The sequence below is a fragment of the Deinococcus ficus genome (genome assembly GCF_003444775.1).
GTDB classification, from domain to species: Bacteria; Deinococcota; Deinococci; order Deinococcales; family Deinococcaceae; genus Deinococcus; species Deinococcus ficus.
Window position 1 is genome coordinate 573,171 of the sequence record NZ_CP021082.1, and the last position, 26,677, is coordinate 599,847.

A 26,677-nucleotide genomic window follows, 5' to 3' on the forward strand; every position below is an offset into this window, starting at 1 on the left:
CCTGGCTGCTGGGCAGGGGGCAGGGATGGTCCCGCGCGAACGGGAAGAGGCGGGGAAGAGGGCCTCAGCCCTTCATGGCGCCGGCGGTCAGGCCCTCGACCAGCTGGCGCTGGAAGAAGATGGTGCCCACGATCACGGGCAGGCACACCAGCGTGGCGGCCGCGGCCAGCGGGCCCCAGTTGGCCTGCTCGAAGCTCAGCATGCCGTACACCGTCACCGGCAGCGTCTGCGATCCGGGACCGCCCAGCACCGCGGCGAACAGGAAGTTGTTCCAGGACTGAATGAACGCCAGGATGACCGCGGCCACGATGCCCGGCTTGACCAGGGGAACGGCCACCAGGGCGAAGGACTGCCAGGCGTTGCAGCCGTCCACGGTGGCGGCCTGCTCGAGGTCCGGCGGCAGGGCCTCGAAAAACCCGATCATGATCCAGATGATCAGCGGCAGGGTGATCGTGATGTGCAGCAGCGTGATGATGACGAGCGAGTCACCCAGGTCCAGCCGTTTGGCGATGATGTACCAGGGAATCAGGAAGCTGATGGCCGGCGTGATGCGCGTGATCAGGAACAGCGTGCTGAGTTTCGTGAGCCGCCAGCGGGCGATGGCGTAAGCGGCCGGCAGGCCGATGGCCAGGCCGATGGTCGTGGCGCACACGCCCACCACCAGGCTGTTCCAGGTGTACTGCAAGAAGGGCATCCGGCGCATCAGCTGGCTGTACCACTCGGTGGTGGGCTGCGCGGACCAGAAGGTGGGTGGGCTGGCGCTGATTTCCACCTGCGTCTGGAATGACATCGACACCATCCAGTAGAAGACGAACACGATCGGCACGATGAAAAACGCCGAGACCAGCAGGGGCAGGACGTGCGCCAGGAGGGGATGGGCCCGGGTCTTGCGGCGGGGCGCGGCCGCGGCCGTGGAGCGGACTTCGGTGACGGTCATGAGCGGTCCTCCGCGAGTTTCCGGGCGCGGATCAGCAGCAGCGTGATCCCGAGGACGAGCACCAGGAGGGCGATGACCATGCTGGACGCGTACCCCATGCGGAAGTAGTTGAAGCTCAGGGTGTACAGGTACAGGTTGATGGTCTCGGAAGCGGTCCCGGGACCGCCCTGCGTCATCGCGTAGATGGTGTCGAAGAGCTTCAGGGTGTCGATCGCCCGGAACAGCAGCGCCACGAACAGCGAGGGCATCAGCATCGGCAGCGTGATGCCCCAGAAGGTCTGCCAAGCGTTGGCCCCGTCGATCTTCGCGGCCTCGTACGGCTCGCTGGGCAGGGTGGCGAGCCCGGCCAGGGCGATCAGCATCACGAACGGGGTCCACTGCCACGTGTCGACCAGGATCAGCGCCGGCAGCACGCTCTTCTCAGCGTAGATCCACTGCTGGGCGTTCAGGCCCAGGGAGGTCAGGAAGTGGTTCAGAACCCCGGTCTGGGGATTCATCATCGTCACGAAGATCAGGGAGATCGCCACGGGCGTCGCCACGACCGGGAACAGGGCCAGGGTCCGGAACAGGCCGCGTCCGAAGAAGTGTTTGTTCATGACCAGCGCCATGGCCACGCCCAGCACCATCTGCAGGCTCACGGAGCACACCGTGATCAGCAGCGTCCGGCCCAGCGACTGCAGCGCGCGGGCGTCCTGCAGCAACTCCGCGTAGTTGGCCAGCCCGATGAACTTGGGGGGGTTGGGGCTGGTGATCACCCAGTTCGTCATCGACTGGTACAGGGTGTAGCCCAGCGGGAAGGCAATCACGACGAGGGTCAGCAGCAGGGCCGGCAGAACGAACAGGACCGGAGCGGCCGGCCCGCGCCTCAGGCGCCGGCGGGGAGGGCCAGGCAGGGGCGACGTGGTCATCGCGTTACTTGGCGCTGTTCAGCGCGGACTGGAAGTCGCGGTTGGCCTGGTCCAGGGCCGGTTTGGACGCCGCGCCCTGAATGGCCTGCACGATGGCGATGCCGACGGTGTCGCGCATCTCCTGCACGGGGGGCACTTCCGGGAAGGCCGGCTTGGCGACTTTCAGCGCGTCGAAGTACGTCTTGGCCCAGGGAATGGTCTCGAGGGGTTTGTTGGTGGCGGTCGTCCAGCTCGACTGCCTTGGTGAGGTCACGCCGTGCTCCACCAGGAACTTGTCGAACGCGCGGTTCGTGGCCCACTGCATAAACAGGAACGCCGCGTCCTTGTTGCCACTGCGCGAGGACATCGCCAGGGCGTTGTAGGTGGCGGGGGCCAGGCGTCCGGGCAGCACGGCATACCCGACCTTCCCGGCGACCTTGGACATGCTCTTGTCTTCAAGCTGCACGGCGAAGCCGATCCCGTCGTTGAACATGGCGAGCTGCTCTTGCTGGAAGAGGCCCAGCACCTCGCTCCAGTTGTAGCTGATGACGCTGGGCGGGGCGAACTTCTTCAGCATGCTGCTGTACCAGTTCAGGGCCTTGACCGCCTGGGCGTTGTTCACCGTGGAGTTGCCCTTGCCGTCCACCCACCGGCCACCGAAGGCCTGCAGGGGGAACGCGAAGGTGTAGGCGTTGGCATTTTTCAATCCGCGGGCCGCGTAGCCGTACATCTTCCCGGGAACGTGGAGTTTCGCGGCGGCGGCCTCGAGTTCGTCGAGGGTGGTCGGCACCTTGAGGCCGGCCTGCGCGAACAGATCCTTGCGGTAGTACAGCACCTGGACGTCCGCTTTCCAGGGCAGGCCGATGATGCTGCCGTCCTGGGTTTTCACGGCCGTGCGGGCGGACGTGAAGAAGTCGTCGAAGCGGTAGGTGGGGTCGAGCTTGCCGGCGACCATGTACTTGTTGAGGGGTTCGTACCAGCCAGCCTGGGCGAAGCGGGCTTTTTCGACGGTCAGGCTGGAATCGAACACGTCGACCGTGCGCCCGCCGGACGCAAAGTCGATGGCGAGCTTCTGCCGGGCCTGCTGCTCGGGAAGCACGCTCAGGTTCACGTTGATGCCGCTGAGCTTCTCAAATTCGCCCAGCCGGTCTTGCAGGATGTCCGACCAGGGGCTCTTGACCACGCTGACGGAAATGGTCTTACCTCTCTGGGATTTCCAGTCGAATTTCTGGGCTTGAGCTGTGGAGGTGACCCCCACAGTGCACAGTGTCAGAGCAGCGGTAATGGACAAGAAAGAACGCTTCATACAAACCCCCGGAAACAGGAAGGGACGTGGGTGATCCAGAGCGGATGACCCCGGTCCGACACCGACGACTTCAGCGGCAACGATTTAAACGTACTATCTTTATATACGGGATGGAGGCACCCTTGTCAAACAATTGACCGGGTGCAGTCGAATGAATGCCGTTCGGGAAGGCCTTCTCACTGGAGGTTGGCCTGGACAGGTCCAGGCGGATAGATCATATCTTTCTCGACAAAGTGGGGGGCGGTGACATAAGCTGAGGGCGTGACCACCAAAAGCCTCAGTCGCCGCCACCTGGTGCAGTCGGAACTGACGCGTCGGATCGTAACCGGACACGTCCCCCCCCTCTCACGGCTTCCGAAGGAGGCCGAACTGGCCGAAGAGTTCGACGTGAGCCGCGTCGTGATCCGCGAAGCGATGAAGGTGCTGGCCGAAAAAGGACTGATCGAGATTCAGCAGGGCCGCGGCACCACCGTCAACCCCGCCCATCGCTGGAACCCCATGGACCCGCAGGTCCTGATGCACCTCGGCCGGGGCTCGTCCTTCTACACCGTCCAGGCCGAACTCCTGGAAGCCCGCATGGTCTTCGAGGTCAAGCTGGCCGGGCTGGCGGCCACCCGCATGAGCGACCGCGACCTGGGTCACATGGAGTCGCTGCTGCGCACCATGGATCAGTACCTGGACGACCCCGACCGATTCTCCGAACTCGACGCGGAATTTCACGTCGCCCTGATCCAGGGCGGAAAAAACGCCATCCTGGCCAAACTGCTGGAGCCGGTGCATGAACTGCTCAAGGTCGGGTTCCAGCAGACGATTCTCAAGCCTGGCGCAGCCCAGCAGGCCCAGGTCTTCCACTGGGCCATCTACGACGGCCTCAAACGGCGTGATCCTGCGGCCACGCAGGACGCCGTTCAGCGGCACCTGATCCGCGCCCAGGAGAACCTCCAGGCCCTGGGTGACTGGCTCAATCCCGTGCGGGAGGACGGCACCGCCTGAGCGCGAGGCCCGGTAGGGAAGCGAAACGAGTGAAGCCCTCCGTCATTCCCCGGGGAGAGCCCCACTCACCGGCATCAGGGTGGGAAGCGGCCGGGCGCCGTGCGCTGAGGACCGGGCACAAGGCGGCCACGCCAGGTGGGCCCGGGGTCCTGCGACCCTCAGGACTGCGGACACACGGCTCAAATCGTGCAGCGCCATACACCGGCCAGCTTCACTTCCGTGGATGGTCACGGGTGATGACGCGGGCCAAAGGGACCGGGCACGGGGTTTCAAACGAATGCGGGCCGGCCGCGTCTGGCCGTGAAAAGCTTGACGCCTGAGACGGCGCGTCGCCTCTTTGGGCGTCAGGCGCCCTGTTGGAGCCTCACCAGCTTCGGAATCGTGAAGCCAAAGGTCGCGCCCCCGCCCACGCTGCCGTGCGCCCAGACGCGCCCGCCGTGCCGCGTGACAATGCGCTTCACGGTCGCCAGCCCGATGCCCGCGCCCGCGAACTCCTTCTGGGTGTGCAGGCGCTGAAACGCGCTGAACAGCTTCCCCGCGTACTGCGGATCGAAGCCCACGCCAGTGTCCCGCACGAACAGGGCCCATTCCTGCGGCCGCTCCTCCACCCAGACGTGCACCTGCACCTCACCTCTGCCGTCGCTGTACTTCACGGCGTTTTCCAGCAGATGCGACACCACCTGCTGGAGCGTGGCCGCGTCACCCTGAATGGTCGGCATGGCCTCGACGATCCAGTTCACGGACCGGTCCGGGAAGAGCAGGGTCACGTCTTTCTGCGCCTGATCGATCAGGCGCTGCACCGGCACCGCCTGAAGATTCAGGACGGCCCGGCCAGCCCTGGAGAGGGTCAGCATCCCGTCCAGCAGGGTGTTCATCCGTTCCGCCGCTTCTGCCACCACGGTCAGGTGGCGCCCGGCCTTGTCCGGATTCCCCTGGCCCAGTTCCCGGCGTGCCAGGGTGGCAAACCCCTCCACGTGCCGCACCGGGGAGCGCAGGTCGTGCGAAACGCTGTACGTGAAGGCTTCCAGCTCCTGGTTGGCTTCCTGAAGCTCGGCATTTGACTGGGCCAGCTGGGCGGTGCGCTCGATGCGTTCGATCGCCACCCCCAGGTGCTGCACGGCGGTGACCAGCACGGCCTGATCGGCCGCCGTCCACCGCCGTGACTCGAACAGCGGCACGTTGAACAGTCCCCGCATGCGGCCCCCGACCATCAGGGGCAGCGTGGCGTGCGCCGCCACACCCCGGGCCACGTCCGGGTCCACATCGGTGCCCTGGTCGTAGACCTCCACGAAGGCCGCCTGACCCGACCGCGCCACCTGATCGAAGCTGGCCGTCTGCCCCAGCGGGAAGCCGGCATTCATGTGGGTCTGCAACGCCTCGGAGGAGGCCGGGCCGGTCTGGGCGCGCAGCCGCCACCGTCCCCCCTGCGGCTCGTAGTACGCCGCGAAGCCCGGCGGCAGCAGGCCGAGCACCAGCCCCTGGGTGCGCCGGATCAGGGCCGGGATGTCCGGGGAGTCGGTCAGGTTGTCTGTCAGCTGCATCAGGGTTTCCAGCTCGTGCGCGCGGCGGTTCAGGTCGTCACGCTGCTGCGTGAGCTGCTGGGCCTGAACCGCACGCTCCACCGCCAGGGCCAGTCCCCGCACGACGGCCCGCACGATCGCCTGGTCCCGGGCGGACCAGCGCTGGGTCACTCGCTTCCCCACGGCGAAGATCGCCTGGGCCTCCCCGCCTATGAGGATGGGCACGAAGCCCGCCGCCCCGTAGGCCGATGCTTCGGACAGCGAGTTGTTCTCGGCGTCCCAGCCCTCCACGAACACGGGCTGACCGGTTCGTACCGCTTCAGCGAAGTCCGGAGCGTCCAGCGGCACCCCGGCCTGCACCTGCTCCACAATCTCCGGACTGAGCTCGGCTGACCAGACCACACCCCGCCATACCCCGGCCGCCACATCCCGCTCGTAGTACCCCACGCTGACGTCGTCGATGTTGGCCTGAACCACGTCCATCGCCTGCTGCGCGAGGCGGTGCAGGTTCGTCTCGACGCCGACCGCCTCCGTGAAGTTGACGAAGGCGTCCAAGGCGATGGACCGCTCCTCGAGTTCCTCGGCGTGCCGCACCCGCTGAAGCGCCAGGCCCAGACCCTGCCCGACCGACGCGACGATAGCCTGTTCGGGCTCCGTCCAGACGTGCCGGGGCACCCCGGCAGTCAGGAACGCGAAGGGCCGTCCGGCCGTCATGTACGGCGTGACGCTGAGGGCGCCGCCGTGACCCGCTGACAGAGCACGGCCGTCATCCCCTATCGTGACGGTGGTCCGCCCCGAGCGGAACGCCTCGGCCACCACGGGGGTCGTCACGGGTACGCTGGCCTCATGGGCAGCGATGATCGCGGCGGGGGTGTTGGCGGAAAATGCCAGGGGGACGGCCGCGTCGCCCTGCATCAGGTAAAAGCCGCTGAAGGCGCCATCCACGGCATTGTGAAGAATCTGGGTGGCGGCTTCTCCCAGCACGCGCAGATCGGTTGAGTTGGCAGCCGTGGTGGTGAACTCCGCGAAGGCTTCAAGCGCCCTCGTCTGTTGATGCACGCGCTGCTCCAGGGTGCTGGCGTGCCGGCGCAACTCTCCCTGAGCGGCATCCTCGGCGGCTTTGCGGGCCGTGATGTCGCTTGAAATGGCCAGCAGGTGCGTCAACTGCCCCTCGTCGTTCCGCAGCGGAGAGACCGAGACCTTCCACCACTTTGGCGTCCCGGCGAACGTCCTTGCGGGCGCCTCGAACGTGGTCGTCTCACCCGCGCGGGCAGCGTTCAGGGCCGCCTCGACCCGCACGCGGTCCTCGGCGTCCCAGACGGAGGTCCAGAGGAGGTGCTGGCACTGCTGGAAATCGGTAACCTCCATCACCTGCTGCCCACCGCGGTTCATGGCGAGAAGCCGCGCATCCAGGTCAAGCACCTTGATGCAGTCGCCGCTGGCGTCAATGACGGCCTGAAGCTGCTTCGGGGACAAGTGCACGTCTGGAGCGGCGGTCATGCAGGGAGCCAAGTGAAGCGGAGCATCCGGCACAGCATAGGGGAGTGGGCTGACCCAAAGCCGCCGTCATGTTGACTTTTCCTTATGGCCGGGGTCACAGCCTGAAAGGCAAAGGCGCCGCCCGCGGATCAGGGCCGCCTGGACAGCATCGAGGGTGAGGCACTTCGGGGCCGTGACGCCGGTGAACTGCACCCTTCAACAACCCTGTTGGCAGCGTGCGTCATGCCTTGGCATGCGCGCTGCTCGCCGGCCCCATCCCGGACCCGCGGAACAACGCTGGCGGGCATTTCTCTCCGCCGCTTCCCTGCCCATCAGCCGGGCGACCGCGACAGGTCATACCGCCAGCGCTCCTGCCTGGGTGCGTGGTCATGATCCAGCGCCCACAGCAACCGGACGACGTGGTGCCAGGTGTGCATGAAGCGGACTTCCTCCACGGTGGCGTGCAGGTCCAGGTGAGGCAGCTGCCGAAGCAACCGCCGCACGAAGGCCTCACCGTAACTGTCGTAGAGGTAGTGCAGTTCAACGGCGGGTCGTCCCAGGTGCACCCCGTTCAGGTCGATGATGCCATCCATCGTCTGGCCATCGGACAGCAGGTGATCCGCGCTCAGCTCACCGTGCAGGAGAACGAGATCCGCGTCCGGCCAAACGGCCAGGGGGCGGTCCAGTCACCGGGTCAGCTCCCCACTCAGGTCGCCCGGCAGGCGCCCTCCGGCGGCGTGGGCTTGGACGCGCCGCCGGTCCTCGGCGTACAGTGCCTGCTCGTCCCCCAGGCGCAGGTGATCCTCCTCGAAGGCAAACGGGAAGCGGCACACAGGAACACCTGCCGCCTGCGCCTCCTGTGCCGGAAAGCGTTGCATCACTGAACTCACCTGCGTCAGCTGGTCGGCGACGCGCGCCCGCACGCGGCCCTCCAGCCACCGCGGCTGCTCCGGTCGCAGCGGCTCTCCAGGCAGGGCCGGATAGGCGATTGCGCTCAGGCCATTCACCGTGGCATGCCGGCACACTCGAGGGATGGGAACGGGAACCGGCGTGCGCCAGCAGGGGTGAAAGCCGCGCCGGCCGTCAGGACGGCCTGGAGCGCCTCGGGAGGAGCCACGTCGGTAATAAAACACCTCAGCAGGCGGTCTGGATTGCTGGACTTCCTACAGACGCGGCAGGCGACCGGGGCTCAGCGGAGCTTGCCTGAGGCCAGGAAACCGAGGTCAACGGGATGAGTGTACGCTGGACGGTGTTAACCGGCTCCTGCGGTGTGTCTGTCTGGATACGCCCAGGATGACCCGTGACCCCTTCGGATGGCGCGTCGCCTCGTTCCGCCTGCCTCAAAACAATCCTGCTACGCCTCGCGGACGAAGGGTTGATCCCGGCCAGTGCCGGCTGGAACCGTCTGCACCTCACGTCCGTGGAGATCCAGCTCCGTGGCCTGCCCAGGCATCTGGTAGACGCCGGCATTCGTGCTCCCCGGCGGACCCCGCCGTCACAGATCAACCGCCTCCCGCTTTGATGAGCGACAGAAATTGTGACAGGAACCCGCTGGTAGGGTGCCGGCGTCGTCCAGCACGGTCGTACACTGACGGTACCTCATATGGCACTCACCGTGACAACCCTGGGTGACCAGAGCGTGGTTCAGGATGGCCACGCGGTGCTTTGGCCGTCCACAGCCGCGAAGAATCTGTTTTTCCTGTTGCTGGGGCATCCATCCGGACTCTCTCGTGCGGCAATCGTCGAAGCTTTGTGGGACGCGCCGCTCACCCCGGCCAGCCGGGCGAATTTCAAAGTGACCCTGCACCGCCTGCGGCATGCCCTCGCGGATCAGGCGGCCGTGGTTGAAGTCGACCACATCTACACCCTCCATCCACGCTACCCGGCAGCGTCAGATGAAACGCACTTTCGTGACGAGCTCGGCCTGATGCGCCGCGCGAGGACCCGTGAAAGCAAGCTGCGGTACGGGTACCGCGCCGTGATGCGGTACGGCGGCGACTACCTGCTGACGCAAAGTCAGGCCTGGGCCGAGGAGCGCCGAGACGAGCTGCGCAGCGAGTACGTTCAGTTGCGGCTGGAGCTTGCCGCGCTGCACTGCTCCGCGCTGGAATGTCACTCGGCGGTCCGCAGCCTGGGGGCTGCGCTGGCCAGTGATCCCTTGACGGGGGAAGAGCACCACCAGTCCCTTCTGACCTGCCTATACGCCCTCGGGCGGGGGGAGGACGCCCTGACCCACTTCCGCAACTACGCCCTGTTCGTTCAGCGGGAAGTGGGCGATACGCTTTCGAACGAGACCGTAACCCTCGCCGAGGACATCAAACGTGGTGAGGTGCGCGGCGCCAGACAGATTCAATCGGTCTTGGCTTGTCCCCGGCTGGCCCTGTATGGACCTCCACGCCGGCACCTGGGTCCGGCGGCGCCGCCGGACCTGCATGCCTGGGCAGCCGAACTGCGCCGCGGTCAGGTGCTGCACGCTTTCGCCACGAAGCTGAGCGCCGCCCGCCACTGGGTGGCGCTGGAGGCCCAGGCACGCGCCTTCTTGCAGGGATCAGCTGGAATTGTGGCCACTGCGCTGCTCAGAGGTCCGCTCAGTCTGCCGCTTGGGCGCATGCCGGACGTCGCCGCCTGGCCAGCGGGCGCCCAGGCGGCCTTGGCTGTGGCCCTGGAAGCGGCGGCCCTGCCCGGCTCATCCCATCGCCCGGAAGGGGCGGTGGTGACGCTGGAGGGGTGGCGGGTGAAGGCCGTGCCGCTGAACTGCGGGGAAGTCAGGGAACGCGCCATTCTCTGCCTGGGGATTCCGGATGGCCTCGAGCCTGACCCGCTGAACGCGGAGCTGACCGCTCAGGCGACCGCGGTCCTGAACCAGGTGCTCGCCCAGCCAAAGTGGGCGGCCGTCAGGGGGCCGCCCACTTCAGATTGATCCGGGTCGCCAAGTCTGCTTCCCCCGCTGGGGCGTCAGCGCGGCCTCTGCGTGCCGGTCAGGGGCAGGGCTGGCGCTTGTAGCCAGTCATGGTGTACCCGACGAGATTCAGGTCCTTGCGCATGTTGTTGGCCGCGATGGTGCAGTTGAGCGTGAGTGCCGCTTTGTACTCGACGTTCAGGGCAAGCTTGCCGCGTTTGGTGAATTCACCCAGCGGGGCACATTCGCTGTACTGCTGGCATTCCTCGTTGAGGATGCCGTCGAACAGGTCCACCATCATGCGGCCGAACTTGTCTTTGAGCAGGATCTTGTCCGGTCCGTTCTTCATCAGGACAGCCAGCCCCACCGCGTGGGCCTGATCCGCCACCCAGCCGTTGAAATCGAGCTGCTGCTGGCGGGTGATCAGGCCGCCGCTGACGTTCTCGTCATTCTGAAGGTTGTCAGGTTCCAGCGCGTCAAACCCCTTGTCCTTACACATCTGAAAGCGGGCCTTGAGGATCTTGGCCAGCACGCTGCCTTCCTTCCAGACGTCGTTGATGTCCAGGAACGCCTCGTCCGGCCAGTCCGGGTCGGTCTGGATTTTCAGGTAAGCCGGGTACTGGCTGGAGTCCGGTCGCCAGGGTTCGTAGCTGCCGACGTTGATGTAGCACACCGCGTACTGACCGGCGGCCTTCAGCTCCGCGACCTTCGCCGCGCTGGTGTTGAAGCCGTCCACGTCCATGAGTTTCACGCCGGCGGGCACCACGATGTCCTTGTCGCTGTTGGCACCAATCTGCCAGTCCCAGGGCACGTTCCCGGTGGGGGGCAGCTTGATGCTGCCGGGCGTCGGCGCAGGCGTGGGACTGGGCGTCGGTGTCGGCGTAGGACTGGGGGCCGGCTCAGGCGCGGGCGCAGTGCCGGCAGCGTCGAGGATCAGGAAATCCACGATCGCGCGCCGGGAGCCGCTGCTCAGGCCGTTGGTCAGGGTGACCTTCAGGGTCTGCCCGGGCTGCACGGTGAAGGTCCCGAAGGTCAACGGGGCGTACGTGGTGGAGCTGAGCTCCTGCTTGGCCAGCAGGGTGGTGCCGCGCGCGAGTTTCACGATTGGGTTGCCGTTGTACGGCACGGCGCGGGCCTGCACGCGCACGACGGTGCTGCCGCTGACCGTGCTGGGCACCGTGAAGCGCACGGTGCTGCCGGTGCTGGACAGGCGCACGGCCTGCCCGCCACTCGCGGCGGCGTCGCTGATGATGGTGGCGCCGTTGGTGCCGCTCGGGTCGGCCGTGGCCAGGGCGGTGGCCCCCTCGGCGTCGAAAGTCAGTTCGGCGGTTTCAGCTTCCGCCTGGACGCCCGGCCTGGGCCGGGGAGCGGAGGCCAGCGGATCCGGAGTCACCGGGTTCGGCGTGGACTGCCCGCAGGCGGACAGAATCAGGACGCACAGCAGGGACATGAGGGCGGGACCTTTCGCGCGGGCACGCGGGGCAGTCGGGGCGGCAGGAAGCTGACTCGGCATCGGGTCAGAACTTAAGTCGGCTTAAGGGGTGAACGATATTGAATTCTCCACACCCGGACGGCCCGCCGTCGACGCTCAATGTTCCGGCCCAGCGCATGAATTCATGCTCATTTCCCGGGAGCGGCCGTGGGTGTGGCCCGCCTCGGCTCAGCGGCCGGTTGTTGGTGAGGGCATGGTCAGACGGTGCTCATGGCCCTCATGCTGACGCCTGGTGAATACCGTGTGTGCGCAGGAGGGCTCTAGAGGACCGCGAGTTCCCGCGAACTGACGAACGTGCTGACCCCCAGCGCCCGCGCCCGCACCTGCGCAGCGCGGCGCTGCGCCGGCGTGCGCGCGTAATCGAGCGCGTAGGTGTCCAATCCGTAGGACCGGGCGGTGACCAGCAGATCCCGGGTGTAGGCCAGTTCCGAAGGGTAGAGTTTCCGGTACCCGTCCAGCCAGGACGTCGTGAACGATTCGATCAGGATGCCGTTGACGTGCCGGGCCATCTCGGGCAGCAGGTCAAAGCCCCGGTTGACCAGCAGGTAAGCGTCCGGGTAGCTCAGCCTCAGGGTCCGCAGGATCTTCAGCAGCGGTGACCGGTCGGCAGGGAACAGGCGCGTGTTGTCCACGGTGTCCAGGAACAGCCCGTCGAAGTGCTGCATGTACGCCGCGGCCGACTCGAACACCTGGGCCCGCCAGGCGGCATGGCCGACTTTCACGTACCAGGTGCCCCAGGCGGGATTCCGTTCCTGCCGGGCCCACGCGCCCGGCAGGGCGTGTGGATCCTCCCCCAGGCTCAGGTACGCCAGGGTACGGACGCCCTGATCGCGCAGCCAGCGCAGCTCCTGTCCGGTGTAATGCTGGGGTTGCAGCACCACCGTCTGATACGCCCGCAGTTTGTTCAGCTGCTGATCGCCGTAGTACACCGCGAAGGGTTTTTTCGGACGGCGTAATTGCCGGGTGCGGCCCCGGGACAGGCGAGACGCGAAGGCGGGCAGATTGGTGGATGAGGTGAGCAGCATGCGGTCTCCAGGCGAGGGTGGCGAGGATCCCGGACTGCCCCGGCACGGTCAGGTGCGCCGCGCGGGGCAGGACCAGCGGTCAGGGCGTCTGCACGGTCAGGGACTGATTCGGACTGAAATCCCAGGTTCGGATGTTGCGGCTGACGTACTTGGTGCCGTTGCCGTTCAGGCCGGTCAGGTACACCGTCCCGCCGTTCTGGGAGGTGATCGTCAGCGTCCGGGCAGCGCGGTTCCACACGGCGCTGGTGCTGCTCTTGGCGTACGACGTGCGGCGCTGCACGAAGGTGCCCAGCTGGTCCCAGGTGAGCGTGTTCAGGGTCAGGCTGCTGTACTGGCTGTACTTGGTGAGGACGGCGTTCATCCAGTCCGAGGCGACGCTGCGGCCCGGGGTGTGTTCGCGCAGGTTGGCGGTGTGCATGTAATGCGGGAAAGGGGCGCCCGAGAGCATGTGACTGACTGCCAGGTCGCTTTCCTTGTCCAGGATCTCCTGGTAGCTCAGGGCGTGATCCCAGTACGCGCGGGTGCCGCCCGGTCCGTACACGCGATTGTACGACGCGGTGATCTCCTCCGGGGTGGTGGCGTAGTAGAAGATGTTCGTCGGCCAGCGCGGAACGAGCAGGATGGCTCTGTTCAGCGGGTGGCGCACCCCGCAGGCGGAGCAGCCGGGATCCCACTGGCCGTCCACCGAGTGGTTCGAGGCCACGTAGGCGACGTTGGCGTCCACGGCTGCGCGCAGGAACGCCGTGTTCGACGCTTCCAGCCCGTAATTGGTCTTGTCGCCGTCCCCGGCCGGGTTGTAGTACCCCAGTCCGGACATGTCCCCGGTCACCAGGCCGCGTTTGCTCATGACCAGACCCAGTTTCGAGCCGATGTTCCTGTTGTTGGCTATCTGCTGGTAAGCGCCGCTGTAGGAGATGAAATCCATGTAGAGGTGATCGCGGGTGTGGTTCACCCAGTCGAACGTGCCTGCCAGGCACCGGCTCACGCTGGTCAACGGATCAACGCTGGGCGCCGCGGGGTCGCAGCTGACGGGCGCATTGATGTTCGCGCCTCCCCCGTTGAAGACCATGGCGAAGCGGAAGGCGCGGGCCACGTCGTACGTGCTCTGAAGCGCAGTCTGCTGGTCCCGCACGGCCAGGGCATCCCGCGCGGACATGCGGAAGGCGTCAGGCCGAATATCGCCGGTCGCGGCGTCGTAATGGTCGTTTGGGAGGAACCAGTCGTCGACGTCCAGCTGGTTGTACCGCTGGTAGTTGCCCAGGTACAGGCCGCGCGTGACCCACTGCACCACCGGGTCTTCCAGCAGCTGGCTATGCAGGAAAAATTCGTTGTGGGACATGGTGAGCGCCATCTTCTCGCGGCCGTCCGTGCCGACGGACGTCGCGGCAAACACCCGGGCGGGGTTGCCGGCGCTCACCAGCACCGGCTGAACGCTGCTCAGTCCGGCCCATTCGCTCTGCGGGGCCACGCTGGCGGGGTAGTTCCAGGCGTCGCGCACCGGGATCACCGCGCCGCTCCTCAGGCCAGCCGTGACAGTCTGCCCACCGGCCGGGGTCACGTCTGCGCTGTCGGACGCGGTGCCGTCACTGCGCAGTCCGTAATCCTCGGGCCAGTAGCTGGGGTAGGTGTACAGCGCGACCTGCCGCACCCGGTAGGTCTTCTCGTACTGCCACAGCAGCGACCATTCATTGGGTTCCAGAGCGCTGGCCAAGCCGGCCGGCCCCTGATACAGCAGCGCGTTACTGGTCAGGATCACACCCTGGTACCGGCCAGCGCCGTTTGCCGGGTCAATCAGGGTTTCCTCAGTCAGAGCTGTCACCGTGGCGTCCACGACATCGAAGGGAATGCCGGCGTGTTCCAGCATGTCGCGCGCAGTCCCCAGGCTGTAGTCCTTCATTCCAGCTGTGAGGATGAGCATGCGCAGCTTGACCAGGTTTGGGTTGGTGGTGATCGCCATGGACCGCAGGGAGGCGTCCGGAATGCGGGGCCCGCGGTAATCCGGCAGGGGCTGCAGCGCCGGACGGGCAGGCAGAGCCGGCGCTGTCAGCTGCAGGTGCGTGTCCGGCCGGGCGGCGAGTTGACCATTCGGGGCGTCGCCGGCTTCTGGCGCGGCCTCCACTGGAGCGGCAGGGGGGGCGCCACATCCACCCAGAAGGGCGGCCGTGAGCAGAAGCAGGGGCAGGGAAAATCGCGTTTTCATGGCAGTCTCCTCCAGGGGGGGAATTCAGGCGGCAGGGGGCGGGCGGTGCACGTCCGGACGAACTGACGGCTCCAGCAGCCCGCAGCGCGTGGCGCGCCACAGCTCGCCCAAGGCCTCATCAAGGGAAGTCGCGGGCAACCAGCCCAGGGTGCGCAGGCGGCCGGTGTCGGCCCACTGGCGGGACACACTCGCGGACCGCCCGGATCCGGCCGCGTCCTCGCGCACCTCACCGGTGAATCCGCTCAGGCGGGCGAGGGTCTGCACGATTTCCCGTACCGGTCGACCCTCGCCGCGGCCGACATTCAGCACTGCCGGAGCGTCGGCGCGGCGCAGGACGGTCAGCACGGCGCGGGCCACGTCGCTCGCCGCAATGAAGTCCCGTTCGGCACTCAGGTTCCCGAATGTCACGGTCGGCCCGCCTGTGGACACCGCCTCCCGGAACTGCCGCGCCGCGCGGCCGGCGACGGTGTTCGCGGCCTGACCCGCCCCGACCGGATTGAACGGCCGCAGCACGACGCGGGCCAGCCGGGTTGGCGCGGAGAGCAGAACCTGCGTGCCGCGCAGTTTGGATGCCCCGTACAGACTGGCCGGCCGGGTGGGTGCGTCCTCGTGGGGGCGTAGTGGGCCCGGGCCGTATTCGGCCGCCGATCCCAGGTGAATGATCCGGGGTGGGGCGCGCAGGCCCAGGACAGCCTGCACGAGACCCCCGACCAGGGCCGTGTTGGCGCAGTGCAGGTCCTCCAGGGTGCCGTCGGTGCAGCCGGCGCAGTTCACGATGACGTCCGGGCGCGTGGCGTCCAGCAGCCCGGTCCACTCGGCCGGTGAGGCGCGTCCCAGATCCAGGTCACGCTGCCTGGGTGCCGTGCGGACCTGCAGGTCCGGCTGGTCGCGCAGCAGTGCGTTCACATGCCGGCCCAGAAACCCGGCCGCGCCGAGAATCAGGACGCGCATGCCGCACCCTCCGGGAGAAGGGTCAGGGCCACCTGCTGCGGGCGCGGCAGCAGCCGGCTTTCGAGCTCGGAGAACTCCGCGTTGGCCCGGTCGTAATCCTCAGGCCGGCCGATATCCAGCCAGTACCCGCTGAACGGGTAGGTGGCGGGGCGGTTGTTCTGGGCGAGCAGGTCGTAGATCAGGACGTCCATCCCCAGCGGGTAGCCGGGTTCGTAGCGGCGCAGCGTCTCGCGGCTCAGGGCGTAGACGCCCATGCTGACGTTGAAGTTCAGCACGGGTTTCTCCCGGAAGGCCATGATGTGACCCTGCTCGACGTCCAGAACGCCAAACTCACTGCTGATCTGCCGGGCGTACGTGGCGACCGTCAGCGGCGCGCCGCTGCGCCCGTGCACCTGGTAGAGGTCCGCGAAATCGATGTCGGTCAGGACGTCACCGTTCATCATCAGGAAATGCTCCGGCAGGGAGTCCAGGACCGGCAGCAGTGGACCCACGGTGCCCAGCGGGTGGTCCTCGCTGACGTACTCGACGTGCAGCCCGAAGCGGCTGCCGTCGCCGATGAACGCCCGCACCAGGCCGCCCATGTGCCCGATCGCCAGCGTGACTGTTTCCACCCCCCGGTACTGCAGCTGCGTGAGGAGGATCTCCAGGATCGAGTAGCGGCTGCCGATCGGCACCAGCGGTTTGGGGACGCAGGTGGTGTAGGGGTGCAGCCTGGTGCCTTTGCCTCCGGCGAGAATCACTGCGTGCATGGGAACCTCCAGAACTGGTGGGGCGGGGGCCGGGCGTCAGACGTTGTACAGACCGGTCTTGTAGCGCGCGAGGTTCTGCGGGCGATGGAACCAGTCCACGGTGCGGCCCAGACCCTCGCGCAGGGAGTGATTCGGCCGCCAGGCAGTCGCGCGGCGCAGTTCACTGCTGTCACACACCAGGCGCCGTACCTCGGACCCGGGGGGGCGCAGGCGGGCCGGTTCACGGCGCACCTGCACGGGCCGGTTCATCACCTCGGCAATGACTTCCACCAGCTGCCCGATGCTGATCTCCCGACCATTCCCGGCGTTCAGCGTGCAGCCCAGCACCTCGGGACCGGCCTTGCCGACGGCCAGGAATGCCTGAGCGGTGTCCTCCACGAACGTGAAGTCGCGGGTGGGCGTCAGGTCCCCGAGTTGCACGGCCGCACGGGCTGCGGTGAGCTGCGCGATGATGTTCGAGATCACGGCGCGCGCCGACTGCCGCGGGCCGTAGGTGTTGAAGGGCCGCAGCGTCACGACCGGCAGGCCGAAACTCAAGTGGTAACTCTGCGCGAGGTGATCGGCGGCGGCCTTGGACGCCGCGTAGGGCGACTGCGGGTGCAGCGGGTGACTTTCCTGGATCGGCACGGTCTGAGCGGTGCCGTACACCTCGCTGGTGGACGTGTGGATCACCCGTGGCGTCCCAAGCTGCCGGGCCGCCTCCAGGACGTTCAGCGTGCCGTTGACGTTCGTTTCGATGTACGACCGAGGTGCCTGGTACGAGTAGGGGATGGCGATCAACGCGGCGAGGTGGTACACCGCCTGCGTGCCGTCCATCAGCGACCGGACTGAACCGGGGTCGCGGACGTCTCCGGGGCACACCTCGACCTGTCCCATGATGTCCGGCGTGAGGGTCTCCAGCCACCCCCACGAGTTGAAGGAGTTGTACTGCACCATGGCGCGCACGGTCTGGCCGTCGCGCACAAGGGCCTCGACGAGGTGAGAGCCGATGAAGCCTTCGGCGCCGGTCACGGAAACGGTGGGCTGCATGCTGTCCTCCTGCGGTGAGAGTGGCCTGGGGTCCGGTGTGCCAGCGGGCGCGTAGGCGCCGGTCAGAGGTAGGTGTGCGGGTGCAGCAGGGCGCGGTGGACGCCGGCGGCCATCACGAGCACGGGCAGCGCGGCAGCCAGGACCGCGCCGTACGGCAGGGTCACGAGTGGACTGAGGAGCGCCGCGATGCCCAGCACCCACGCGGCCAGCGCCCACCAGGGCGCGCCGGCGGTGGCGCTCAGCGTGCCGAACATCAGGGCCGAGCCGTACAGCAGGGCCGGAAGGATCAACAGCAGCAGGGCCTGTGGCTGTTGCAGGGTATCCGGGCGGCTCAGGCCAACACTCACGAGCAGCAGGGTGAGCAGGGCGGCCGCGTAGACGATCAGGGAGCGCAGGGCGGTGCGCCAGGCCCGGCGGCGCACGGCGGTCAGGGAGTGATGCTGCGCGGCGTGGCGGCGCAGGGCGCGGAAGGTGAATTCCGCCAGGACTTCCATGATCCCCAGGCTCAGGATCACCGGCAACAGCAGAGGCAGCGCCCCCTGCGCCCAGCCGGGGACGCCAGGAGCTACGCCCCAGGTGAGCGCCACGAACCCGGCGCACGCCCAGGCGGACAGGGCGTTCCCGCTCACCGCTGGCCATCCCGGGGCCGGCAGCACCGGTCCGGCAGGTCCGGGGCGGTGCAGGAACAGCGCGGCCCCGGGCAGGGCCGCCGCGCTCAGGACCGCGCCCAGGGCCAGACCCGGCTGGAACGGGTGACCTGCGGCCTGCGCGAGCAGGCCGGCGCACGCCGGCAGGTAGGCCAGGACCGCCAACGGCACCAGGCGCAGGATGAGCAGGGCGCTGCTCGCGCAGAGAACCGCTGCGGTGAACGCGGTGATGAGGGCGCAGCTCAGCACGTCGGCCAGGGTCGATCCCGACTGGAGGGCGCTGAGCGCCGCTCCGGCCAGGGCGCCGAATGGCACGACACCCAGGGTCGCCCGCTGCACGAAGCGCCGCTGCGCCGCGCCGCTGAGGCGGTAGCCGGTCACCGCGAAACCCTGGCTCCATCCCCAGGCGAGCATCACGGCGGCGGTCAGTGCGTGGGACAGGCCGCGCGGAGCGCCGGCCGGCAAGGTCGCGAGCAGCGACACGGTGAGGGCCATGGCGGCGCCCGGCAGGGCGTACACGACGCCGCGCAGGAGGCCGGTCCAGGCCACTGGCGGGGCGGTTGCGCCCTCGACGTGCCTCGCCGTGGTGGCCAGAGCGGCCTGGGCGCGGAACAGCTGATCGGCGTAAGCGAAGACGCTGGGCTCGCCATACTGCTGACGGGCGAGGACGTCCGTGAGGCCCTCGGCTTCCAGCCGGGCGGCCAGTTCGTCCGGGTGCAGCGCGGGTTGCGTCACTGGGAGATGGGCCTGGACATCCGTGCAGGTGGGCCGCGCACTGATCAGGGCAGGCCGGGAGCTCGGGGCGCCCATGTCAACTGCCTCCTGCTGGCCCGGCGAGCGGAAGTGATCGTACCGGCGCAAGGGCGGCGCGCCGGGTGATGCGGGTGTACACCCCCCGGTACGCCTCCGTGCACTGGCTGACAGTAAACAGTGAGAGCACCCGGTCACGGGCCTGACGGCCCAGGCGGCGGCGCAGGCGGGTATCGCGGAGCAGCTCGTTGCACGCGTCAGCGAACGCTTCAGGGTCGCGGGCAGGCACCACGATGCCCGTGTCGCCGACGGCTTCGCTGACGCCGCCGACATCCGTGGCCACCACCGGCCGGCCCGTCGCCATGCCTTCGAGCACGGTGTAGGGAAAGCCCTCGGAAATGCTCGACAGGGCGACCACATGCCCGGAGTGGTAGGCGTCCACCACCGACGGCACCCTTCCCTCGAATGTGGCGTGATCCTCCAGGCCGAGGTCTTGGACCAGGGTCCGGCAGGCCTGAGCGTAGGCTTCGTTTCCACGGGGGACCGGTCCGTACAGCCGCAGTCGGGCACCCGGGACTCGGCGCTGCGTCAGGGCGTGCGCGTGAATCAGGGTGCTCAGGTCCTTGAGCGGATCGATTCTGCCCACCCAGGCCACAGTGGGTTCTTTCGGATCGGTGTCGCCAGCAGGAAAGGCGCTGGGTTCAATGCCGTTGCGAATGGGCTGAATCCGGGTGGGGTCGGCGCCCAGGCGCAGCTGCCAGCGCACGTTGAAGTTCGAGGCGGGGGAGATGACATCCGCCTGGTCGTACGCGGCGCGGGTCAGATGGTCGTAGAAGCGCAGCAGGAACGCCCGGGTGGCGCCCGAAAGGTATGGACTGGGCGGTGCGAGATACCGTTCTCGGAGGTAGATGCCGTGCTCCGTCAGGATGAATGGTGTGCCGTACAGGGCCTTGGTAGCGATGGCGGGCAGGACGGACAGTCCGTTGCTGACGGCGTGCGTGAGCTGACAGCCGGGAAGGGGGTGCGCCAGGGGGCGCAGGAGGTTCATCAGCCACAGGCTTGCGTGCAGCGCGTCGCGTAGAGTGGGGCGCGGCAGATCGCCGGGCTGCGGCTCCTCACCGGTTCGCCGGGCATGGGCGTGCCAGAGGTCCAGGATCAGCGCGACATTCGCCGGGTCAGCGAGTGCGGCGTCCAGAGGCAGATGTTGTGCGAGGTGGGCGAGTTCCACGAGGGCGTGGGTGAAATATTGGTTGGCGTCCTGCACAGGGGACCGGGTGACCAGACTCTCAACCAGCTGTGCGTACAGAGCGTCGAAGGTCCGCCGCTGGGCGGGCCGAAGCCGGCCAGGACGGGGGGCCGTCCAGAGTGAAACCAGACTCAACTGCCGTACGTTGCCCGGCAAGGTCAGTGAGGCAGGGGGCGTCTCGGCGGTGCCCAGGGCCATGACGTGATAGTTGATGTCGTTCAGGCCGCGAATGAGCTGATCGCACCAGACGCTCACGCCGCCGCTCTCAAGCGGGTACGTGCCTTCGGTGATCAGCGCTGCTGTGATGGTCATCGGGACCGCCTTCCCTGCTGGGCTGTTCAGTAGTCGATGTGGAGATCGCGGGAAGGGTGACGGCGCGGCCGGGTGAGTTCCTCCAGTGCCGCCAGTCGTTTTTCCAGGCGAGCGATGCTGTCCAGCAGAGCCGTGATGTTTGCCGCCGGATCTGGTTCACGATCTGGAATGCAGGCGGCCTGGGTCCGAAGGGGTGAAGCCGGTGCGGACATAAACGGAACCTCCTTGGAAAGGGTGGGACGGACGGGCCAGATCAGAAGCACGAACGGACGCCCCTGGCGCCTTGAACGCACCAGGGAGGCCCGGGGCCCGGGTCGTCGTTACAGGCGCAGCAGGTGTCTTCGCAGCGCGGTGCTGGGATTCGGGGTGCGGCGGACCGAGGTTCTCGCGTCGATGGTGTAACCGCGTGAAGCGTCGCCTCTGAGCAGACCGTCCATGTTGAGGACGGCGAGTTTGCGCCGCACCTGGTAGACGTGAACAGCCACGCCCTTGCAGGAAAGCATCGGTTCGAGGGCAGACACCGTGAACCGCTGTCCAGGGTGTTCCATGAGCACGCTGAGCAGTTCAAATTCTGTGGCGGTGAGGGGCAGGGGGCGCTCGTGGCAGCGGACAGTGCCGGTGTCTGGGTTCAGGGTCAGCGGGCCGACATGCAGCGGGTGTGGACCGGTCAACCCGAGCCAGGTACGGAAGCGGTTCAGTTTCTCCGCCGTGGGGGTGTTCAGGGACAGATACGTCACGTGCGGGTACCGGCTCAGGTCCCGGTGAATGGCCTCGGAGTAATCGGGGCCGATGGCGACCAGGGGAGTCGCCGGGTAGGCAGCTGTCAGAGCCTGCACGATTTGGCTGTGCTCAAGGCCGGGCCGGTACGCGTAGATGACCAGGGCTGCCGGGTCGGGTGGTGTCTGCAGATTGTCGAACACGACGAGGTGGACGGGCAGGTGGCCGAGCACTGTGGCGACGCAGCGGAGCTCGGGGCTGAAGTGGCCATGCAAGAGAACCTGGGGTGTCATCTCGGCCTCCTTTGCCATGCGTCGTGAGCGCGCATGTCTTCAAGTCACAGGCAACGGAGCAGCGGGATGAGATGAAGATGTGGTTCCAATGACTCTGGAGTCAGTATGAGACGGAGCTGACTGAGGCAGTAACAAAGGTGAAGAGTGGTCATGGGAATGACCAAGCGACGTTCACGGGAGTCCTCAGGCGTGTCTCTCCGCCTTCAGAGCGATTGAAGGCGCATGAAAACGACTGATTTCGGAATTTGCGGGCTGTCACCGCCTTCGCGTTTCCTTATCGGAAGCGATCGGATCGGTCAGACAACGGGTCGGTTCAAGACCTTTCCCATTTTTCTCATCCTATACAATAAGGCTGAGTTGGGTGTTCACAAATAATTCTCACTTTTGGCACAATTTTTGAAGGAAGCAGGTGAAACATTCCTGTATTCCTTTTCCATCCAAGAGACCGGTCACACAGGCAGTCTGGGGATGGACCCCCGCTGGGGGAGGGGGAGACATTCCGGATACTTCGGTGCACACTGGGCGGCGCCCATGACCGAGCCCGCCTGGACCACCTCTGACCTCGCCGCCCTGCTTGCGGAACTTCAGGCCCTGACCGCCGAGGCCGCGGTGGCGGACCCGGTCGCGCGGACGCGGGCGCTGCTGTCCCTCCCCCACGTGTGCGCGGAAGTGCTGCACGCCACTCACGGCCGCGACTTCCGCGCTTTCGTGGTCACTGGGGATGACATCCCCGCGTTCTCACGCCTGTTCCACGCCCTGTACCCGGTCACGCCCCTTCCAGCCGGAATGGGGGACCGGGCAGAGTCGTAAGGGAAGGTGTGCTGCCAGTGAACCTGATGGGTGGTCGGCCCTGAAGATGACCCGTTTGGGCGGCACTCAAGACCCGTTGCGCAGTTGAGGTGAATTGGGCAGAGTGACGGCATGCTTCAGGTGCCGCGCCTGGCCCAGCGTCCCCGGTCCTTCGAGTCGCTGTGTGGCCTGAACCCCAGCGAATTCACCCTCCTCGCTGAACAGCTCGAGCCCCTGTGGATTCGGGCGCACCGGACGTCCCTCCTGCGGGAGGGACGGCAACGCCGTATCGGGGCCGGCCGGCAGTTCAAACTCGATGTTCCCCACCGTCTGCTGCTGACGCTGATCTACTTGCGACACTATCTCCCGATGCATCTGTTGGGCGTGCTGTTCGAGATGGATGCCGCCAACGTCTGTCGGAACGTTCATGCGCTCCTGCCGATCCTGGAGCAGGCGCTGCCTGCTCCCCTCCGCGCCCGGACGCTGGACAGCCGCAAGGTCACGCCCGACGACGCCCCGCGTCGTCGGCTGCGCACGCTCGAAGACGTCCTCGAAGCCTTCCCGGAGATCGCCGACATCATCATCGACGGCACGGAGCAGCCCCGAGGACAACCCAAGCAGAAGAAAGGCAGCAGTCCCGGAAAGAAGGCCGTCGGGCGGCCCAAGGACCAGAAGAAGTATTTCAGCGTCAAGAAGGGCACCCATACGCTGAAAACGCAGGTGGCGGTGACCCCGGATGGACTCGTCGTGCACCTCAGTGCGCCCGCCGGCGGGCGCACCCATGACATGAAGGTCCTGAAACAATCGCGACTGTTGCCCCGACTCCCCCGGGGGAGTCGCGTGTGGGGCGACCGGGGGTACACGGGCCTGGACAAGCTGTGCCCCGACCACGAGGTGATCGTTCCCCGGATGCGCCCCAAAGGCGGCACGCTGAGTCCGGAGGAGCGGGAGCTCAACCATCAGATGTCCAAGGTGCGGATCACGGTGGAGAACGTCGTGTGTAAGCTGAAGAAGTTCCACGTTTGCCGGGAGTTCTACCGAAACGACACCCGGCGACACGGCCTGTTCTGGGGCTGTGTGGCCGGCCTGGTCAATCTCCGCACCATGAGCCGCGCACCACAGTTCGCCTGAATCACCAGACCACAGATCGGGGGAGGCAGCGCCTCCCCCGATCAACTCGCATCCCAACTGCGCAATCGGTCTTCAGTCCGCGGAGTTCGGCTGAATGTCGCCCGTCCTGACCGGATCGTGGTCCTTGGGATCGGCCCAGGGATCCAGCACGCACTTGATGCAGTGCTCGTGCTTGTGCTTGAAGATCTTGTAGGCGTGCGGCGCCTCATCCAGGCTCAGGCGGTGCGTGATGATTACCGTGGGGTCGATCTCGCCGCGTTCGATGTGGCGGGTCAGGACGTCCAGGTAGCGGTGAACGTGGGTCTGCCCGGTGCGGAGGGTCAGGCCCTTGTTCATGAACGCCCCCAGCGGAATCTTGTCCCCCAGGCCCCCGTACACGCCGGGGACGCTCACCGTGCCACCCTTGCGGCACGCCATGATCGCTGAGCGCAGCGCGTGCGGCCGCTCGGACTCGAGCACCCGGGTCGTCTGCTTGACCGCGTCGGCCACGCCGCCCACCCCGGTACCGTGCGCCTCCATGCCGACCGCGTCCATCACGCTGTCCGGACCCCGCCCGCCGGTCATGGCCTTGAGCCGATCGAAGACCTCCTCCTCCTCGTAGTTGATGGTCTCTGCTCCCGCGCCGCGCGCCAGAGCCAGGCGTTCCGGGAACCGGTCGATGGCAATCACACGCCCGGCCCCGAGCAGGAACGCGCTGCGGATGGCGAACTGACCGACTGGTCCACAGCCGAACACGGCCACGACGTCCCCCTGTTCGATGTTGCAGTTCTCGGCCGCCATGTACCCGGTGGGCAAAACGTCCGTGAGGAACAGCACCTGATCGTCCGACAGGCCGTCCGGGACCCGGTAGAGGTTGTCGTCCGCGTACACCGTGCGCGCGAACTGCGCCTGGCCACCCGCGTACCCGCCGGTGATGTGCGAGTACCCGTAGATCCCGGCAGGCGCGTACCCCCACATGGTTTCGGCCAGTTTGGCGTTCGGGTTGGAGTTGTCGCACAGCGACGTCTGCCCGCGCTGGCAATACCAGCATTTCCCGCAGCTGATCGGGAACGGCACGATCACGCGGTCACCCACCTTGATCTTCGTGACGGCCGAGCCGACGTCCACGACCTCTCCCATGAACTCGTGGCCGAGGATGTCGCCGTGCACCATGCTGGGCACGTACCCATCCAGGAGGTGCAGGTCCGAGCCGCAGATCGCCGTGGCGGTCACCCGCACGATCGCGTCGGTGGGTTGCAGAATCTCGGGATCGGGCACGCGCTCGACCTTGACCCGGTTGACGCCTTCCCAGACGACGGCCTTCACGACGTTCTCCGGTTGTCGTACATCTTCGCCTCCGCCCGCTTCATGGCGCCCTTGCGCCCACTGGTCTGTCCCTCGGTGGTGGGTTCCTCGCCCACCTCCAGCAGCCGCTTGAGCCGCCGCAGGTCCTCGGCGACCTGCACGGCGGGATCCTCACCGAGCAGGCGCGCCACCGACGCTCCCATCGATCCGCCGGGCGGGCGGTACGTCAGCGACACGTGCACCTCCGTGCCGCGTCCGGTGGGCGCCGGCCGGAAATCCACGTGCCCCTCGTTGGGCACGAGCGCGCCTTCCAGGGAGCGCCACGCAATGCGTCGCCCCGGCTCGTCCTCGGTGATCTCCGCGTCCCACTGCACCTGGGTGCCCACGGGCGCTTTCGCCACCCAGTGGGACCGGGTCCCACCGGCCTGCACCGACACCGACTCGAGGTGAGTCATGAACTGCGGCAGGTTCTCGAAGTTCCGCCAGAAGGCGTACAGGTCCTCCGGGGACCGGCCGACGGTGACGGCCTTCTCCACGGCGACGCGGTCGTCGGGCGTCCGCCGCACCCCGACCAGGCGCGCGCCAACACTGCGGCCCATGGATGCGCCCGCGAGCAGCAGCGCGCCTGTGGTGGCGAAGACCACGCCTGCTGGGCTGGGCCGGTGAAGGCTGACCAGAATCAGGCCCGTGCCCAACCCGCCGGTCACGGCGCGTTCCACCGGGCTGGCATTCTGCGGACTCAGCGGCTGGTCGGCCATCTCAGCGCCTCCCGCCGAGCTGAACCTTGAGCCGAGATCCGACCGGCTGGGCGCCCTGCGTGACCGCGCGGGCGGTCAGCACGTCCACCACGGTGATGGCCGTCACCATGGCCAGGGCATTCGCGGTGCGTTTGCGTCCCGCCGGCTCGTCAGGTTTCGCCATCCCCAGGGTCGCGAGGTCGAGAATGTCGCCGGCCACCCGTGACCACAGCCACACAGCACGCGCCCCCGGCTGCAGCAGCAGCCCGGCGCCGGCCAGCAGCTCACGGGCCCCGTACGCCCTCACGAGTGTGTTGTGCTCCCGGACGCCCAAAAAACGCGTCAGTGTCCCCGGAGCGAGCACTTCCAGTGCCCCGAGTGTCAGGCTGAACAGCCCGAGTCCTGTGGCCACCTGTTGTGAATTCATGGATTCCCCCTGTCTGGCACTGGCCCCGGCACGCTGGCCCTCGGGCGTTCTCACGGGTTCATCGTTGCGGCCTGCCGTCTGGCGGACAAGTAAACTCGGCCAAAGGGCCCTGAGGGCATCTCAAGACTGGACCTCGGTTCTGGTCAAGGAGTTCCGGAGCGGGCCTGAAAGTGGATTTAGCAAACACCGACATGGCGTTCAACAGAATGGAAAGGACCGCCAGGGGTGCGACACTCCAAGGCATTCAGTGAGGCGCTGTGGGCGCCTCACCGTCACACCAGGGCAGGCTCGTTCAGGGTCCAGTACCGGATGAATGACTCCACCTGTTCCAGGAAGGCGCTGAAGGACGCAGCCTTGACCACGTAGGAGCTCGCGTGCAGGGTGTACGCCTGCTGGATGTCCTCGGACGCCCCGGAGGTGGTCAGCATCACCACGGGGATCAGGCACAGCCTCGGGTCGGCCTTCAGGGCTCTAAGGACCTCGAAGCCGTTCATGCCCGGCATGTTGATGTCCAGGAGAATCACGTCCGGCAGGACACCCCCGGTCTGCAGGTGCGTGAGGACGGCCTGACCGCTGGCGAACAGCTCGACCTCGCAGTCCGGGCAGGCCTCATCGAGGGCCTCGGTGGCGAGGTCCCGGTCCATGGGGTTGTCGTCTACCAGGGCGAGTCGCAGCTTCATCGGCCAAAAGGTTAACCGAATCTTCATTTGGAACAGTCATGGAACGCCCAGTGCGCTTCCAGGACGCAGTGTCGATGGCTCGCGTCCCGAGCGCGCGGGCCGTCCGGGTGCCCTGCGCCACCACAGGTCTCCCGGCTGCCTGGGCTCTTCGATCAATATGCCAAGCGACGGGCGCGCCATGACCAGGCGGCGAAACG

At 67.1% G+C, this 26,677-nt stretch carries 24 protein-coding genes; 4 read left to right on the forward strand and 20 right to left on the reverse strand.

Translation table 11 applies throughout. The features are described 5' to 3' along the window. Nucleotides 1-64: 64 nt before the first annotated feature. From DFI_RS16255 to DFI_RS16265, 3 genes are read right to left on the reverse strand one after another with little or no spacing between them, the layout of a single operon-like run. Entirely contained in the window at nt 65-937 is an 873-nt protein-coding gene (locus tag DFI_RS16255; RefSeq protein ID WP_244940380.1) for a carbohydrate ABC transporter permease, read from the reverse strand. After that, complete coding sequence (locus tag DFI_RS16260; protein ID WP_027463846.1) at nt 934-1,845, reverse strand: carbohydrate ABC transporter permease; 912 nt, start codon at nt 1,843-1,845, stop codon at nt 934-936. The genes DFI_RS16255 and DFI_RS16260 overlap by 4 nt, the downstream gene beginning before the upstream one ends. A 4-nt stretch (nt 1,846-1,849) precedes the next feature. Continuing rightward, entirely contained in the window at nt 1,850-3,007 is a 1,158-nt protein-coding gene (locus tag DFI_RS16265) for an ABC transporter substrate-binding protein (RefSeq protein ID WP_027463845.1), read from the reverse strand. A gap of 384 nt (nt 3,008-3,391) precedes the next feature. Between DFI_RS16265 and DFI_RS16270 the strand changes: the two genes are divergently transcribed. Continuing rightward, on the forward strand, nt 3,392-4,123 hold the full coding sequence (locus DFI_RS16270) for a FadR/GntR family transcriptional regulator (protein ID WP_027463844.1): 732 nt from the start codon (nt 3,392-3,394) through the stop codon (nt 4,121-4,123). Between the two features lie 344 nt (nt 4,124-4,467). Here the strand turns inward: DFI_RS16270 and DFI_RS16275 are convergent, their stop codons facing one another. The 3 genes from DFI_RS16275 to DFI_RS16285 form a co-directional block, all read right to left on the reverse strand. Then, a complete protein-coding gene (locus tag DFI_RS16275; RefSeq protein ID WP_027463843.1) occupies nt 4,468-7,143 on the reverse strand; it encodes an ATP-binding protein in 2,676 nt (891 codons plus the stop codon). Between the two features lie 311 nt (nt 7,144-7,454). After that, a complete protein-coding gene (locus tag DFI_RS16280) occupies nt 7,455-7,808 on the reverse strand; it encodes a phosphotransferase (protein WP_118376004.1) in 354 nt (117 codons plus the stop codon). Continuing rightward, a complete protein-coding gene (locus DFI_RS16285) occupies nt 7,809-8,000 on the reverse strand; it encodes a hypothetical protein (protein ID WP_155864586.1) in 192 nt (63 codons plus the stop codon). A 725-nt stretch (nt 8,001-8,725) separates the two neighbouring features. Between DFI_RS16285 and DFI_RS16290 the strand changes: the two genes are divergently transcribed. Then, entirely contained in the window at nt 8,726-10,042 is a 1,317-nt protein-coding gene (locus tag DFI_RS16290) for an AfsR/SARP family transcriptional regulator (RefSeq protein ID WP_051308157.1), read from the forward strand. 58 nt (nt 10,043-10,100) lie between these two features. On the opposite strand, the gene DFI_RS16295 is transcribed toward DFI_RS16290, so the two are convergent. The 10 genes from DFI_RS16295 to DFI_RS16335 all read right to left on the reverse strand — a co-directional run bounded on the left by DFI_RS16295 (nt 10,101) and on the right by DFI_RS16335 (nt 21,432). Beyond that, on the reverse strand, nt 10,101-11,471 hold the full coding sequence (locus DFI_RS16295) for an endo alpha-1,4 polygalactosaminidase (protein WP_081425956.1): 1,371 nt from the start codon (nt 11,469-11,471) through the stop codon (nt 10,101-10,103). Nucleotides 11,472-11,773: 302 nt separating this feature from the next. Further along, nucleotides 11,774-12,538, reverse strand: coding sequence for an endo alpha-1,4 polygalactosaminidase (locus DFI_RS16300; protein ID WP_081425955.1), 765 nt, complete (start codon nt 12,536-12,538; stop codon nt 11,774-11,776). A gap of 79 nt (nt 12,539-12,617) precedes the next feature. After that, nucleotides 12,618-14,738, reverse strand: coding sequence for an Agd3-related carbohydrate-binding protein (locus DFI_RS16305; protein WP_155864585.1), 2,121 nt, complete (start codon nt 14,736-14,738; stop codon nt 12,618-12,620). 24 nt (nt 14,739-14,762) lie between these two features. After that, nucleotides 14,763-15,689 (reverse strand): NAD-dependent epimerase/dehydratase family protein, encoded by a 927-nt coding sequence (locus tag DFI_RS16310; RefSeq protein ID WP_051308153.1) that lies wholly within the window; start codon nt 15,687-15,689, stop codon nt 14,763-14,765. After that, nucleotides 15,677-16,438 (reverse strand): nucleotidyltransferase family protein, encoded by a 762-nt coding sequence (locus tag DFI_RS16315; RefSeq protein WP_051308151.1) that lies wholly within the window; start codon nt 16,436-16,438, stop codon nt 15,677-15,679. Before DFI_RS16315 ends, DFI_RS16310 begins: the two co-directional genes overlap by 13 nt. A gap of 36 nt (nt 16,439-16,474) precedes the next feature. Further along, complete coding sequence (locus DFI_RS16320) at nt 16,475-17,467, reverse strand: SDR family NAD(P)-dependent oxidoreductase (protein ID WP_043779164.1); 993 nt, start codon at nt 17,465-17,467, stop codon at nt 16,475-16,477. A gap of 62 nt (nt 17,468-17,529) precedes the next feature. After that, nucleotides 17,530-18,924, reverse strand: coding sequence for a hypothetical protein (locus tag DFI_RS16325; protein ID WP_043779160.1), 1,395 nt, complete (start codon nt 18,922-18,924; stop codon nt 17,530-17,532). Between the two features lies 1 nt (nt 18,925). After that, nucleotides 18,926-20,422 carry a GT4 family glycosyltransferase PelF gene (pelF, locus tag DFI_RS16330; RefSeq protein ID WP_043779158.1) on the reverse strand — a complete coding sequence of 499 codons (1,497 nt, stop codon included), beginning with the start codon at nt 20,420-20,422 and terminating at the stop codon, nt 18,926-18,928. Nucleotides 20,423-20,448: 26 nt separating this feature from the next. Next, nucleotides 20,449-20,685, reverse strand: a complete 237-nt coding sequence (locus tag DFI_RS20325; protein WP_155864584.1) for a hypothetical protein — start codon at nt 20,683-20,685, stop codon at nt 20,449-20,451. A 57-nt stretch (nt 20,686-20,742) separates the two neighbouring features. Then, a complete protein-coding gene (locus DFI_RS16335; RefSeq protein ID WP_162145435.1) occupies nt 20,743-21,432 on the reverse strand; it encodes a winged helix-turn-helix domain-containing protein in 690 nt (229 codons plus the stop codon). A 531-nt stretch (nt 21,433-21,963) separates the two neighbouring features. On the opposite strand from DFI_RS16335, the gene DFI_RS16340 reads away from it, so the two are divergent. Both DFI_RS16340 and DFI_RS16345 read left to right on the forward strand, forming a co-directional pair. Beyond that, entirely contained in the window at nt 21,964-22,242 is a 279-nt protein-coding gene (locus tag DFI_RS16340; RefSeq protein WP_027463837.1) for a hypothetical protein, read from the forward strand. A 111-nt stretch (nt 22,243-22,353) separates the two neighbouring features. Next, nucleotides 22,354-23,352, forward strand: a complete 999-nt coding sequence (locus DFI_RS16345) for a transposase family protein (RefSeq protein ID WP_118375969.1) — start codon at nt 22,354-22,356, stop codon at nt 23,350-23,352. Between the two features lie 72 nt (nt 23,353-23,424). Here DFI_RS16345 and DFI_RS16350 read toward each other — a convergent pair whose 3' ends face one another. The 4 genes from DFI_RS16350 to DFI_RS16365 form a co-directional block, all read right to left on the reverse strand. Next, nucleotides 23,425-24,657, reverse strand: a complete 1,233-nt coding sequence (locus DFI_RS16350) for a zinc-dependent alcohol dehydrogenase (RefSeq protein ID WP_027464128.1) — start codon at nt 24,655-24,657, stop codon at nt 23,425-23,427. Next, on the reverse strand, nt 24,654-25,394 hold the full coding sequence (locus DFI_RS16355; protein WP_027464129.1) for an SRPBCC family protein: 741 nt from the start codon (nt 25,392-25,394) through the stop codon (nt 24,654-24,656). The genes DFI_RS16350 and DFI_RS16355 overlap by 4 nt, the downstream gene beginning before the upstream one ends. Nucleotide 25,395: 1 nt before the next feature. Then, nucleotides 25,396-25,800 carry a hypothetical protein gene (locus tag DFI_RS16360; RefSeq protein ID WP_027464130.1) on the reverse strand — a complete coding sequence of 135 codons (405 nt, stop codon included), beginning with the start codon at nt 25,798-25,800 and terminating at the stop codon, nt 25,396-25,398. 272 nt (nt 25,801-26,072) lie between these two features. Continuing rightward, a complete protein-coding gene (locus DFI_RS16365; protein WP_027464131.1) occupies nt 26,073-26,480 on the reverse strand; it encodes a response regulator in 408 nt (135 codons plus the stop codon). Between the last annotated feature and the right edge of the window lie 197 nt (nt 26,481-26,677).

Coding starts and splice junctions, on each gene's coding strand:
- DFI_RS16255 (WP_244940380.1), bottom strand. CDS start 937: ATGACCGTCACCGAAGTCCGCTCCACGGCCGCGGCCGCGCCCCGCCGC.
- DFI_RS16260 (WP_027463846.1), bottom strand. CDS start 1,845: ATGACCACGTCGCCCCTGCCTGGCCCTCCCCGCCGGCGCCTGAGGCGC.
- DFI_RS16275 (WP_027463843.1), bottom strand. CDS start 7,143: ATGACCGCCGCTCCAGACGTGCACTTGTCCCCGAAGCAGCTTCAGGCC.
- DFI_RS16285 (WP_155864586.1), bottom strand. CDS start 8,000: ATGCAACGCTTTCCGGCACAGGAGGCGCAGGCGGCAGGTGTTCCTGTG.
- DFI_RS16290 (WP_051308157.1), top strand. CDS start 8,726: ATGGCACTCACCGTGACAACCCTGGGTGACCAGAGCGTGGTTCAGGAT.
- DFI_RS16295 (WP_081425956.1), bottom strand. CDS start 11,471: ATGTCCCTGCTGTGCGTCCTGATTCTGTCCGCCTGCGGGCAGTCCACG.
- DFI_RS16300 (WP_081425955.1), bottom strand. CDS start 12,538: ATGCTGCTCACCTCATCCACCAATCTGCCCGCCTTCGCGTCTCGCCTG.
- DFI_RS16305 (WP_155864585.1), bottom strand. CDS start 14,738: ATGAAAACGCGATTTTCCCTGCCCCTGCTTCTGCTCACGGCCGCCCTT.
- DFI_RS16310 (WP_051308153.1), bottom strand. CDS start 15,689: ATGCGCGTCCTGATTCTCGGCGCGGCCGGGTTTCTGGGCCGGCATGTG.
- DFI_RS16315 (WP_051308151.1), bottom strand. CDS start 16,438: ATGCACGCAGTGATTCTCGCCGGAGGCAAAGGCACCAGGCTGCACCCC.
- DFI_RS16320 (WP_043779164.1), bottom strand. CDS start 17,467: ATGCAGCCCACCGTTTCCGTGACCGGCGCCGAAGGCTTCATCGGCTCT.
- DFI_RS16325 (WP_043779160.1), bottom strand. CDS start 18,924: ATGGGCGCCCCGAGCTCCCGGCCTGCCCTGATCAGTGCGCGGCCCACC.
- pelF (WP_043779158.1), bottom strand. CDS start 20,422: ATGACCATCACAGCAGCGCTGATCACCGAAGGCACGTACCCGCTTGAG.
- DFI_RS16335 (WP_162145435.1), bottom strand. CDS start 21,432: ATGACACCCCAGGTTCTCTTGCATGGCCACTTCAGCCCCGAGCTCCGC.
- DFI_RS16340 (WP_027463837.1), top strand. CDS start 21,964: ATGACCGAGCCCGCCTGGACCACCTCTGACCTCGCCGCCCTGCTTGCG.
- DFI_RS16345 (WP_118375969.1), top strand. CDS start 22,354: ATGCTTCAGGTGCCGCGCCTGGCCCAGCGTCCCCGGTCCTTCGAGTCG.
- DFI_RS16355 (WP_027464129.1), bottom strand. CDS start 25,394: ATGGCCGACCAGCCGCTGAGTCCGCAGAATGCCAGCCCGGTGGAACGC.
- DFI_RS16360 (WP_027464130.1), bottom strand. CDS start 25,800: ATGAATTCACAACAGGTGGCCACAGGACTCGGGCTGTTCAGCCTGACA.
- DFI_RS16365 (WP_027464131.1), bottom strand. CDS start 26,480: ATGAAGCTGCGACTCGCCCTGGTAGACGACAACCCCATGGACCGGGAC.